Genomic DNA, 12,124 nt, shown 5'->3' on the forward strand with positions numbered 1-12,124 from the left:
GACGGAGGCTGAACGGCGCTCGTTGTGCGGGACGAGTGAACGAACTATAGGTGGCCCACCATGTGGCTCGCGGGAAAGACGGCTCTCATCACGGGTGGAGGTCGCGGTATCGGCCGCGCGATCGCCGAACGCTTGGTCAGTGAAGGCGCCCGCGTCATCGTCACGGGTCGAACGGAGACGGAGATCGACGAAACGGCGCTTGCCTTGGGCGGAGTCGCCATCCGGATGGATGCGGCGGATCGTTCGAGCGTCCGGGCCGCGATCGATGCGATCAAGGTGCGGTCGGAAGACATCGACGTGCTGGTGAACAACGCGGGCTTTGCCGAAAGTGTGTCGTATGAGCGCACGAGCGACGAGCTTTGGGACAGCTTGCTCGAGGTGAACGTGACGAGCGCGTTCGCGCTGTGTCGAGCTTTCATTCCGGGGATGATCGAGCGGGGATTCGGGCGCGTCGTGAACATCGCGTCGAACGCGGGGCTTTCGGGTTATGCCTACAGCGTCGCGTATTGCGCTTCCAAACACGCGATGGTGGGCATGACGCGCGCACTTGCGGTCGAAATTGCCAAAACGCCCGTCACTGTGAATGCGGTTTGTCCTGGATGGACTCGCACGCGCATGAGCGAAGAGGCGATCGATCGCATTTCCAAGAAGACGGGGCGACCGGCGGATGCTGCGCGCAAGGCGCTCGAAAACATGTCACCTCAAGGGCGCTTCACGGAGCCCGAAGAAGTGGCGCATGTCGTGGCGATGTTGTGCGCGCCCGCGGGACGTAGCATCCATGGGCAAGCGATCGCCGTCGACGGCGGGCAAGTGATGAAGTAGGAGGCGACCGAGTTCATGAACGACAAACTCACCTTCGTACAGCCGGAAGGATTTGCGAAGCCCAAGGGGTACTCGAACGGCGTCATCACGCGCGGCCCGACGCTGTACGTCGCAGGGCAAGTCGGCTGGAACGCCGAGGGCGTGTTCGAGAGCAAGGACCTTGCGGGGCAGTTCGGCAAAGCGCTCGACAACGTGCTGGCGGTCGTGCACGCGGCTGGTGGAAAAGCCGAGAACATTGCGAAGATGACGGTCTACGTGACGGACCTGGATGCGTATCGCGGATCCCATTCGCGACATCGGTCGCATGTGGCGCGAGAGGCTCGGCAAGCATTTTCCCGCGATGGCGCTGGTGGGCGTCGCGGGGCTCGTCGAACGCGAAGCGCTGATCGAGATCGAAGCGGTCGCCGTGCTGGACGCGTGAATCACAAGAAGAAAAGGACAAACCGTGACTCTATCGCCGAATTCCTTTGAGCTCGAAGTATCTCGTGGCATCGCGCAGATCACGCTGAGCCGTCCCGATCGCCTGAACGCGCTGACGTTCGAGGTGTACGGGGAGCTGGCGCGCACGTTCCGATCGCTCGATGGCGTGGCGGAAGCGCGCACGATCGTGATCACGGGCAAGGGGCGTGGGTTCTGTTCGGGCGGCGATGTGGAAGGGATCATTGCGGAGCTGTTTGCGAAGGACATCAGCGGGCTGCTCGAGTTCACGCGGGTGACGGGAGCGCTCATTCAGGCGATTTGTGAGGTGCGAAAGCCGGTGATCGCGGCGATCAACGGCGTGGCGGTCGGTGCGGGAGCGGTGATCGCGGCGGCGTGCGACATGCGCATTTTTGCGGAGAAAGCACGCATCGGTTTCATCTTTCCTCGTGTGGGTTTGTCGGGTGCAGACATGGGCGCATCGTTTCTCCTGCCGCGTATCGTGGGTCGAGGACGAGCGGCGGAATTGCTGTTCTTCGGTGACATCATCGGGGCGGACGAGGCGTATCGGATCGGGCTTGCCAATCGCGTGGTGGCGGTCGAGGAAGTGCTTCCGACGGCGCGCGCGTGGGCCGAACGGCTCGCAGCAGGCCCCGCGTTTGCGCATCGCATGACGAAGCAGATGCTTGAGAGCGAGCACGGGATGACGCTGAGCGAAGCGATCGAAGCGGAGGCGCAAGCGCAAGCGCTGTGCATGGCGCATCCGGACTTTCGCGAGGCGTTCGATGCGAATCGCGACAAACGTTCACCTCGGTTCATCGGGGCGGAGATTGTCGGGGCAAACGGCGGGAGCGCGAAGTGAAGAGCGACAGGTTTTCGTTGTCCGTGCCGGATTTGATGCCGTTTTTCGATGCGCGTCACACGGCGCTCGCGGCGCAGTTGCAGACGGAGCACCTCGAAGTGCTTTCGGGTGTGGAAGATCCGGCGCGTGTTGCAGCGCTGCTGGGTGATCCGCTGGGGCTTTATGCGTACGTGGTGCCCGAAGCGTATGGCGGCGCTGCTTCGGGACGGCCGCAGGACGTATCGTTCATCGACGTACGAAGTTTGGTGCTCGTGCGCGAGGCGCTCGGACAAATCTCGCCGCTTGCGGATGCGATTTTGCCGTGCAGGGGCTCGGGGCGTATCCCATCGTGCTGGGCGGTTCGCAGGACTTGATTGCCGACGTGCTGCCGAATGTGGTGCGAGGGAAACACATCGGAGCGTTTGCCCTGACGGAGCCCGAGGCGGGAAGTGACGTTGCATCACTCCAAACCGTGGCTCGGCGCGAGGGTGACGATTGGATTCTGGATGGCGAAAAGACGTTCATATCGAACGTCCCCATTGCGGATCATTATGTCGTCTTTGCCAATGCTGATCCGTCGCTTGGGCGTAAAGGGATTACGGCGTTTTACATTCCGAAACACACGGCGGGCTTGACGTTGCAGCCGCTTCCGATGAGCGTTCCGCATCCCATTGGGCGCGTTCGACTCGAAGGATGCCGGGTTTCGAATGCGCACGTGATTGGGCATGTCGGTGCGGGTTTCCGCATTGCGATGGAGACGCTGGATGCGTTTCGTATTTCGGTGGGTGCGGCAGCCAATGGAATGGCGGCGCGCGCGCTGCGGGCATCTATCGAGCATGTGAAGCGGCGTCGTCAATTCGGGGCGCCGCTTTCGCAGCAGCAGATGGTGCAGGCGTATCTTGCGGAAATGGCCACGGAGCTCGAAGCATCCCGGCTGCTCGTGGCTCGAGCTGCGCACCTGCGCGACACGAGCGGGCAGCGAGTGACGGCGCAGGCGGCAATGGCGAAGATGTATGCGACCGAAAGTGCACAAGGCATCATCGACAAGGCCGTGCAGCTTCATGGGGGCCTGGGTGTGCTGGAAGGCAGCGAGGTCGAAAGGCTTTATCGCGAAATTCGCCCGCTACGTATTTACGAAGGCACGACCGAGATTCAGAAGCTGGTGATATCGCGTGCGTTATTGAGCGACGACAAACGCTCGTAGGGACAAACGCCTCGTCCTGGGTCCAGCCGTCGGGTTCAGAGATAAACTTCCGAGATCATTGGCACTACACGAGCACGTATTTTGCTGCTGCACTCGCGTCCATTTGCGATACGCTGGCCCTTGGGCTGCGCTGGCATCACGTGCGTGCGCAAGCTGAAAGGTCGAGCTTCCAACCAAGAAAGAGTAACTTACCATGAGCAAGAATTTGAAGACCGGGCTCTTTTGCGTGGGGCTTCTTTTGCTGAGTGCCTGTACCGAAACGGTCGATTCGAAAACATTCTGAACCGCAGGAATCGCGGCGCTCCTTCGGGCCGACGCAACGACGGATTCGGCGACGGTGGTGACCGCAACGCTGAAAGTGGGTGGCGCCAGCAGCAACACGTATGTCGATCTTGCAGGCGGGGATAGGATTTTCGCCACAGGCGGAGACTCGCGCGTCGAGATGCAGTCGCAAGGCGCGGGCAAATACGAAGCCGAATTCAATACGGCTGCCGCCGACACGGAATTCTTGGTGGACTTGCAACGCGAAGAGGACGACGACGCGCCGGCGAGCGTTGGCAAGCTGCCAGGACCATTCTCGATGGTCGTTCCGAACATGACGATGTCGCGTGCGAAGGACATCGTCATCACGTGGGCTCCTGCGGGCACGAATGACGCGATGACGATCGAACTCACCGGCAATTGCATCTTCAACCCGTACCATCGACGTTCCCGGCGATCCGGGGATGCACACGATCACGGGCGGCACGCTGGTGTCGGTCAAGGCGGACATGCCCGAAAACTGCGACGTCAACGTCGAGATGAAGCGCACGCGCAAAGGCACGGCGGATAGCATCTTCGACAGTGAAAGCTCGTTCATTCTCACGCAGACGCGCACCGGAACATTCACGTCCGAACCTTGATGCTTCACGATAGCGATCCGCTCACGAGATGCGCTATCGTCGCTGCATGCGCTTTACCCTCCCTCCCCCGCTACATGCATTCTCTTCACCGCATTGCTGCTTCCCGCATGCGATTCGAAATCGACGGCATCCAGCACCGGAGCCGACGCCGGTCCTGATGCAACCGACGAACGCTGCACGAGCGCCTCGGGCGTCAGCAAAGGCCCGTGGTCGCTGCGTGTCGATGGCTCGTCCGCGGTCGTGCGCTGGGAAGCGTGTCGACCAGGCACGACGGGCGGCTTGGTTTTCGAGCCCGAGGGGGGCGGGGACAAACAGACGAGTGCGTCGGTCGAGAGCGCGTTCGAAGTGACGAACACGTACTCGGCGCCGTTCGATCCAAGCGCGCCCAAGGACGAAGCGGGCACGTATTACATGCACGAATCCGCGCTGACTGGGCTTTCTGCGGGCACGTGTTACCGATATCGACTCGAGGCTGACGCAGCTCTCTCGGGACGCGTATGCACGGCGCGTCCGGCCGATGCGTCGTTCCGATTTTTTGCCATCGGTGACACGAATCCGGGGCTCAATGGCATTACGGAGAAACTCTTGGAGCAAGTTTTACCGAATGGATTCGACTTCACCGTGCACGGGGGCGACATTCAGTATTACGACTCGGGGCTCGAAACATGGGCGTCCTGGTTTCCTCGCATGCAGCCGCTCTTGGCGCAGGGAGCGTTTTTGCCGGCCGTCGGCAATCACGAATTCGAGAAACCGGACGAGTACGAGCAATACTACAAGCGCTTTTTTGGTGGAGCCGGGTTCGACGGAAACAACGAATACTACCGGTTCGAATCGGGGGGCATTTGGTTTTTCTCGGTCGACACCGAACAGGACTTGGACATCAATTCTCCGCAAGGCGTTTGGCTCACCCAGCAGCTCGCGGATGCATCGGCAAAGCCGAATTTTCGCGCGTCCATCGTGTACCTCCACAAACCGTGGGTAACGTGCGGGGACAAATCGCAGGACACGAGCGCGCGGGCGCAATTCGAGCCTATTTTCAATGCGAACAACGTGCGCATCGTCATTCAGGCGCACATGCACGGATACGAACGATTCGATTTGGACGGGCGCACGTTCCTCACGGCGGGCGGCGGAGGTGGCGCGCTTGGGAAGATCGACGAGAACATCGATCGGCCGACGTGCGCGCAACGAGTCGCTTCGGGCGCATTCAGACATGGCGTCGTCATCGATGTCAAGGCGACGGAATTCGTCGGAACGGTCATCGACGAAACGGGCGCCACGCGCGACACGTTCACCGTTCCGATCAAGCCATGAGTCGCGCGTGACCGTCCGTACAGCGTGGTTCGCGCACGTCTACACAAAATGCCCGCACCCGTGCTCGATGCTTGACGGCAATCGGCTCTTGTCGATAGAAAAATGGCATGCGCCCTGCCGTTCGCCTACTGAAATCCGCTCTATTCGGCCTTGGTTGCACTGCCATTCTGCTCGCGGCGACGACTGCCCGAGCCGATGATGACGCTCCGAAGAAGAAGATCTCGTATGGCCTCTTCGGCATCGGTTTGCATGTCGAAGCGGGCGCGGGGGTTTATCAAGTCGTCGGGCAAGGAGGATGGGTTCCTGGCATCTACCCGCGCGTTGGTGCTGAATTGCATCTCGGCCCGCATTTTTCAATCCCCGTGATCGCGCGTTTGCAACAGAGTGTCGATCAAGGCGTGCCCGACTTTGCTCAGGTTTCCGTATCGGCTGGAGCCAACGTGCGCTTCCGCGAGGCCGATTGGCCTTTTGCAATCGTGCTCGGTGCGGGCGTTCGATTCGGCAAGTTCACGGCGAGCCAGCAGCTTGCCGATGCGCAATTCGAAACAGCCCAGGATCAAGGTGCGCAGGATGCGCTCGGGTTTCCGCTCTCTCCCGAGGGTACGGCGAAGTTCGAATGGTGGATTGCGTCGCCGCTGGCGCTCAAAGTGAGCGTCACGTATTCGCCGATGTTCATGCCGAACCAGGTCATGCACAACATCGAGGAAGCATTGGCGCTGGCGCTGGTGTTCTGAATCCCGCCACGCCACGGAAATACCAAAGTCACACGCATCGGTCGCTTGCAAAGTCGTTTGGTTTCATGCGACGATGCGCGCCATGCGCCACTTTTCCGCACGCACCCTGGCCTTGGCCGTTCCCCTCGCACTTGCAGCAGCCACGACTTCGCACGACGCGGATGCGTTCTGTGGGTTTTACATCGCGGGAGCCGATGCAAAACTTTTCAACAATGCGACGATGGTCGTGATGATGCGCGAAGGCACGAAGACGGTGCTTTCGATGCAAAACAATTACCAGGGGCCGCCGGAAAATTTTGCCATGGTCGTGCCCGTGCCGATCGTGCTTCAGGAAGACAACGTCAAAACGCTCCCGGATGCCATTTTCGATCGCGTGGACAAGCTCGCAGCCCCGCGGCTCGTCGAATACTGGGAGCAGGATCCTTGTTACGAACCGCCCGTGTACAAACATAGTGAAATGGAGGGAGCCTACCCGTCGGCGGCGCCCGCGGACGACGCGGCGATGATGCCTCGAGGTGCCGGCGTCACAGTCGAAGCCAAGTTTGCCGTCGGTGAATATGAAATTGTCATTTTGAGCGCCAAGTTTGCCACGGGCCTGGAAGAATGGCTCGTCGACAACAAATACAAAATTCCTTCCGGCGCGGCGCCTTTGCTCAGGCCGTACATTCAGGGTGGAATGAAGTTTTTCGTGGCGAAGGTGGATGTCAAAAAAGTCAAATTCGACAGCAAGGGAATGGCCAAACTTTCGCCGCTTCGCTTCCATTACGATAGCGAATCATTTAATCTGCCCATTCGTTTGGGGCTCATCAATTCCGGCGGCACGCAAGACCTCATCGTGCACATCTTGGCGCGCGGCGTGCGTTATGAAGCGGCGAACTACAAAAACGTGACGATTCCGACGAACCTCGACGTGTCCGAGGAAGCGCGTACGCAATTTGGTGCGTTTTACGCAGCGCTCTTCGATGAAACCGTCGCGAAAAACCCTGGAGCCGTCGTTACGGAATATTCGTGGGGCGCGGAATCATGCGATCCTTGCCCGAGCTCGCCGCTCGAAGGGGCCGATTTCGCGACGCTTGGTGGCGACGTCATACCTCCATCCAAGGGCGATCAATTCGATCCGCGCAACAGCATGGTGCTCACGCGACTTCATGCGCGTTATGGGAAAGAGTCGCTCGGCGAGGATTTGGTTTTTCGCGAAGCACCGCCCATCGTCGGCGGGCGCGAGCATTTGCAGGAAAATGGGAAGCTCGAAACGGGCGCGCGCATCATGGAGGGCGGCGGCGTGAGCAATTTCCAGGGACGGTACGCCATTCGGCATGCTTGGAAAGGCGCCATCAATTGCATGAACCCGAAACGCGGCGTATGGGGCGGACCTCCCGCAGGCGAGCAATCCCATGGTACGCAAGTCGCGCAGGACCTCGCATTTGCGCCGCGTGGACAATTGCAGCTTGCGGGATTCGTTCAGCACGACGTGCCCGAAATTGGACTGGTTGCCGCGGCGCCGGACAAGGTTCCCCAGGCCGGAGGGCTTCCAGCGGCGGAATTGCAGCGCGGCGGATGCGCATCGTGTTTCATTGGCGCGAGCGACGTATCCGGCCGAGCTGCGTGGATGGCAGGGATTGCAGGTTTGGCAGGGATTGCCGGATTCGTAGTGAGGCGAGGAAAACGACGCAGCTCGTCCGAGCGATGATCAGCACGTCGAGGGCTCTGGCTCGAGAAGGCGTGAATACTTGAATCACGAGCCCGGGCAATCGGGCATGCTTTACCGTTCGCACGGAGCACTTCGCATGACTGAACCAGGCACAGGACCGAGGGACGCAGTAGCACCATCGCCCAACGATCCGCGGATTGGATCGACGCTCGCCGGTCGTTACCGGATCATCGCGCCGCTCGGTGAAGGCGGTATGGGCACGGTGTATCGCGGCGTGCACGAAGCACTGCGCAAGCCCGTTGCAATCAAGTTCTTGCAACAAAAAATCAACAGCAATCGGGAAATGGTTGCGCGTTTCGAGCGCGAGGCTGTGACCGCAGCGAATCTGCGACATCCCAACATCGCCGAAGCGATCGACTACGGGAGCTTGCCAGACGGAACGCTGTACCTGGTCATGGAGCTCGTCGACGGCGTATCGCTGCGGAAACTCATTCCACCGGGCCAGGGTTTGCCCGTGGAGCGCGTGCTGCGTATTTTGGAACAAATTGCCACGGCGCTCGACTTGGCACATTCGATGGGGATCGTACACCGCGATCTCAAACCAGAAAACATTCTGGTCTTCGATCGAGGCACCGAGCGCGACATCGTCAAAATCATCGATTTCGGAATCGCACGCATCAACAGCGAAATATTCAAAACAGGCCCCACGGCACTGACCGCTGCCGGCGCGGTTTTCGGAACGCCGCAATACATGGCCCCCGAGCAAGTCATGGGTCAAACCGCCGACGGGCGTGCCGATCAATATGCAATCGGCATCATTGCTTTCGAAATGCTCACAGGCTCGCAACCTTTCACGAGTGTCAACTATGCCGAGCTGGTGATGAAACACGTCGGCGCGCCCATACCGCGTTCGGTCGAGCTCGCTCCACACGTGCCCGCAGCGTTCGATGCCGCCATTTATCGCATGATGTCCAAGCTTCCCGACGAGCGGTTTGCCACGGTCACCGAGGCCCTCCGCGCAATGAAAGGCGAAACGCCATCGCAATCGTTGCCTGCGGATTCAATACACAAATCGTCGAACACGGTCGTCATGCACGCGACGAATATGCCTGCGACGACAGGATCGGACACGCATTCGCTTGCATTTGCGGCGACGGTAGCGCCCGGTGAACAGCTACCTTTACCGACCCGAAGTCCATCGCCTCCCTATCCAACGGCCAGCGCCATGCGTGAAGACATTGCGCGAATTTCGGGCGCCAATGCCGCTCCCGCCCAAACGATGCAACCCCCCATGGACACGTCCGCGCAGCCTCGAGCTGCTGCAACCAGCGCACGAGCAAGCTCGAAACCGCCCTTTGTAATGATTGCAGTGATTGGCTCTTTCCTTTTCGTCGTTTGCCTCGCCATTGTCTTCTTCGTTTTTCGTTCGCAAGACTCCGCCAACGACACGCGTGCGAGCGCGGACGATGCGACACCTCGAGAGGACAAGGCGAGCGGTAGCTCTCGCGCAATGGCCACGTCTTCCAATACCCGCACGCCATCCTCGACCACTGGGCTTTCATCGACGCGCCGGGCCGCCCCAACCAGCAAGTATCGCCTCCTCCTCAAAGACGGCAAATATCCATTTTGCGTGACGTCGAAATTGAAGAATGCCTATCCAGTACGCACGGATGAGGAGGGCGTCAAGGTATGCAACGGCACCCCCGAAGGGCCTATTCCGATTGACGGCCTCGAGCCCTATCAGCCTTCCGAGTTTCAATGGGAATAGCGAGCTGCTCGACAGGCGCGCCGACCCACGTCAGGCAGGCGGCACCGATGTCGCCTAATTGAACTTTCCACACTCCACGCCATCCAGCGTGGCCGTGTTGTTGTCCTCGAGGCATTCATTCTGACTGCCGCCGCCCATCGCGTCCTTGTCGACCTCGACGTAAAACGACATGACGTCCATCCCCGGCACGAGGTAATTCATCGTGACGAGCTCGTATTGGCCAGGCAAAAGCGCCTTCGTCGTCTGCGCCTCGCCAATGAATTGCCCCGTCGCATCACTTCCGCGGTAAAACCTGACGTTGATGCCGGCAGGCACGCCCAGCGCACCCTTGTTTTGCACGAAGGCACGTAGAATGACCGCCGATGGACACGGTTCGAGCGACGCTTCGAGGCTCACTTTCAGGTCGGGCGCATTGAAGACGCCAGCGCCTTGATTGGATTGCCGATAGTTGTTCAAACCAAACGGCGCAACCCAGCTCGGATGCTCCGGCGCAGGCACCGCTCCGGATGCTTCGATGTTCGTCAAGTGATACGCATGCTGGTTCCAAATGCGCCGCGTGCGCACCCAATTGTCGCCCTTGTCGCCATACACGAAAACCCCGTGCCGCGCCCCGGCAACGCCGTACGGACACGCCGGCGAGCCGCCCTTGTGGTTCAAATCGTTGCCGCCCACGACGACTTCGGTATTGTTGTCACCATCGACGTCGACCACGACGGGAAATTCATGAATGGTCGCCGATGAATTCGGCTCCTTGTAAAGCTCGGCGCCATCCGCACCTGCATACACGCGGAAGTAACACTCGTCATTGTAGACGACTTCGGCAGCCCCATCGCCCTGGAAATCGAAAACGCTCGACCCCGTGCGATTCGACGAACCATCTTGCGTCGGCTGATTCCACTTGACCGAAAGCATCGGTGTGCCGCCTCCAACGTATTCGAACACCGAATACGCCGTGCCATTTGCCGCAGATATTTCGGGAACACCATCCGCGTCGAAATCGGCAATCGTGGGAGGCCCGCCCTGCCCCGTTCCAGGCATGTCGAGCAATGCGAGCTGCGCGCCGGTCAGCGGGTCGTGCACGCGCACGTTGCCCGCGGAAATCACGACGAGCTCGGGTTTGCCGTCGAGGTCCAAATCCGCAATGGCCGGATATCCATCGACGAGACCATTGTCCCAATACAGCGATCCATCTGCACGGAACGCCCTCCTGCCGCCAACGATTTCTTGCGGCATGACGCCATCGAGGTCCGCAACGATGCTCACGGGCCCATACGTGCCATTGTTTCCGCCCACGTGCACGCCCGCGTTGAATCGGAGCACGCCGGTCGATTCGAATACAGCGCCGCCGACGACGATTTCGGGTTTGCCGTCTCCTTCCAGGTCCGCAATCGCCACGGTGGCCGATTCGATCCCCGTCGTCCAAGCCGTTCCGTCGCTGTTGGTCGCGTTCCATTTGAATGTCCCATCGTGCTCGAAAGCAATGAGTCCCCCGCCCGTTTTGCCTGTCACGATTTCGACGAACCCATCGCCGTCGATATCGGCCGCAGCGGGCGTGACGCGCGAAGAGACGCGGTTTTCCGTTTTGTACGTGTCCGATGCTTCATTCCACTTCTCGACGCCGTCTTTGCCATTGAGAGCACGTAGATATCCCGCTCCCGAGGCGTTGAAATTGTCGCTCGTGACGATGACGACATCGGGCGTGCCGTCTTTTTCCAGATCCACGACGACGGGCATATTGATCACTTGCACGAACGTCGGATGAATCGCGGTCGATTCCCAGGACCATTCGAGCACCGGTTCGAGCGGCCCGGGCGGAGGCTTGTATTCGCAGGTTTTCTCGCCCGCGGGCGGTTGAGGAATGCATTGCCCAAGGGTCGGTTCGCAAAATTCGCCATCGTTGCAATCGGCCCAATCGAGGCACGTGGCGCCCGGTTTTGCGCATTGATCCGCCACGCACACTTCGCCAGCGCCGCAACACACGGACAAGTCGGCGCCGCAACGCACCTCCGTCGCGCACGTCGGCAAGCAAGCGCTGATGACGCATTCCTGATTGGCACCGCAGCATTCGCCTGATCCACAAACGATGCCCGACGGGCATCCCACGACGAATCCACCTCCGTCGCCGCCGGCACCGGCCATTCCGCCATTGCCCGCAGAGCCACCCATTCCGCCGGACCCCGCAGATCCCGCATTGCCGCCCGCAGCAGTCCCAGTGGATCCCGTCGATGACGACGTGCTGCTGCCGGTATCGCCACAAGCGGCGACGGCAACCACTGCACCAAGCGATACCCCAAGCAAGCGCCAGTCGATTCCATTCGATGATCGAAGCATTTACGCACCTCTCCAAAGACCATCCATTGGAGCACTCGAGCGCGGAAATGTCAAGCCGTTAGCAGCCCGTCGATTTATCTGCTCGCACCCAAAATCGTCGGTCGACATCGCTCGAAATACTGAAGTATTCCTCGCTCAGT

8 protein-coding genes and 2 pseudogenes are annotated in these 12,124 nt (G+C 60.2%); 9 read left to right on the plus strand and 1 reads right to left on the minus strand.

Features of this window, described 5'->3' with window-relative positions; genetic code table 11:
- The first annotated feature begins 60 nt into the window (after positions 1 to 60).
- The 9 genes and pseudogenes from IPM54_41905 (at position 61) to IPM54_41945 (ending at position 9,653) form a co-directional block, all read left to right on the plus strand.
- On the plus strand, positions 61 to 822 hold the full coding sequence (locus IPM54_41905; protein MBK9266330.1) for an SDR family oxidoreductase: 762 nt from the start codon (positions 61 to 63) through the stop codon (positions 820 to 822).
- Positions 823 to 837: 15 nt separating this feature from the next.
- Positions 838 to 1,243: pseudogene (locus tag IPM54_41910) on the plus strand (RidA family protein).
- A gap of 24 nt (positions 1,244 to 1,267) precedes the next feature.
- Positions 1,268 to 2,101: an enoyl-CoA hydratase family protein gene (locus tag IPM54_41915; GenBank protein ID MBK9266331.1), complete on the plus strand. Its 834-nt coding sequence runs from the start codon at positions 1,268 to 1,270 to the stop codon at positions 2,099 to 2,101.
- A 35-nt stretch (positions 2,102 to 2,136) separates the two neighbouring features.
- A pseudogene (locus tag IPM54_41920) lies at positions 2,137 to 3,284 on the plus strand (acyl-CoA dehydrogenase family protein).
- A 337-nt stretch (positions 3,285 to 3,621) separates the two neighbouring features.
- The gene (locus IPM54_41925) at positions 3,622 to 4,116 is read left to right on the plus strand and encodes a hypothetical protein (protein ID MBK9266332.1); all 495 of its coding nucleotides are present in this window, start codon (positions 3,622 to 3,624) and stop codon (positions 4,114 to 4,116) included.
- 163 nt (positions 4,117 to 4,279) lie between these two features.
- Entirely contained in the window at positions 4,280 to 5,500 is a 1,221-nt protein-coding gene (locus tag IPM54_41930) for a metallophosphoesterase (protein ID MBK9266333.1), read from the plus strand.
- A 107-nt stretch (positions 5,501 to 5,607) separates the two neighbouring features.
- A complete protein-coding gene (locus IPM54_41935) occupies positions 5,608 to 6,234 on the plus strand; it encodes a hypothetical protein (GenBank protein MBK9266334.1) in 627 nt (208 codons plus the stop codon).
- A gap of 82 nt (positions 6,235 to 6,316) precedes the next feature.
- Positions 6,317 to 7,924, plus strand: a complete 1,608-nt coding sequence (locus tag IPM54_41940) for a DUF2330 domain-containing protein (GenBank protein MBK9266335.1) — start codon at positions 6,317 to 6,319, stop codon at positions 7,922 to 7,924.
- A gap of 97 nt (positions 7,925 to 8,021) precedes the next feature.
- Positions 8,022 to 9,653, plus strand: coding sequence for a serine/threonine protein kinase (locus IPM54_41945; GenBank protein ID MBK9266336.1), 1,632 nt, complete (start codon positions 8,022 to 8,024; stop codon positions 9,651 to 9,653).
- Positions 9,654 to 9,707: 54 nt separating this feature from the next.
- Here the strand turns inward: IPM54_41945 and IPM54_41950 are convergent, their stop codons facing one another.
- A complete protein-coding gene (locus IPM54_41950) occupies positions 9,708 to 11,984 on the minus strand; it encodes a VCBS repeat-containing protein (protein ID MBK9266337.1) in 2,277 nt (758 codons plus the stop codon).
- Positions 11,985 to 12,124 lie beyond the last annotated feature (140 nt).

This window comes from Polyangiaceae bacterium (assembly GCA_016715885.1).
Lineage (GTDB): Bacteria > Myxococcota_A > Polyangia > Polyangiales > Polyangiaceae > Polyangium.

Excerpts from the sequence above, each read along its gene's own strand:
- IPM54_41945 (MBK9266336.1), top strand. The coding sequence starts at position 8,022 with ATGACTGAACCAGGCACAGGACCGAGGGACGCAGTAGCACCATCGCCC.
- IPM54_41940 (MBK9266335.1), top strand. The coding sequence starts at position 6,317 with ATGCGCCACTTTTCCGCACGCACCCTGGCCTTGGCCGTTCCCCTCGCA.
- IPM54_41950 (MBK9266337.1), bottom strand. The coding sequence starts at position 11,984 with ATGCTTCGATCATCGAATGGAATCGACTGGCGCTTGCTTGGGGTATCG.
- IPM54_41905 (MBK9266330.1), top strand. The coding sequence starts at position 61 with ATGTGGCTCGCGGGAAAGACGGCTCTCATCACGGGTGGAGGTCGCGGT.
- IPM54_41935 (MBK9266334.1), top strand. The coding sequence starts at position 5,608 with ATGCGCCCTGCCGTTCGCCTACTGAAATCCGCTCTATTCGGCCTTGGT.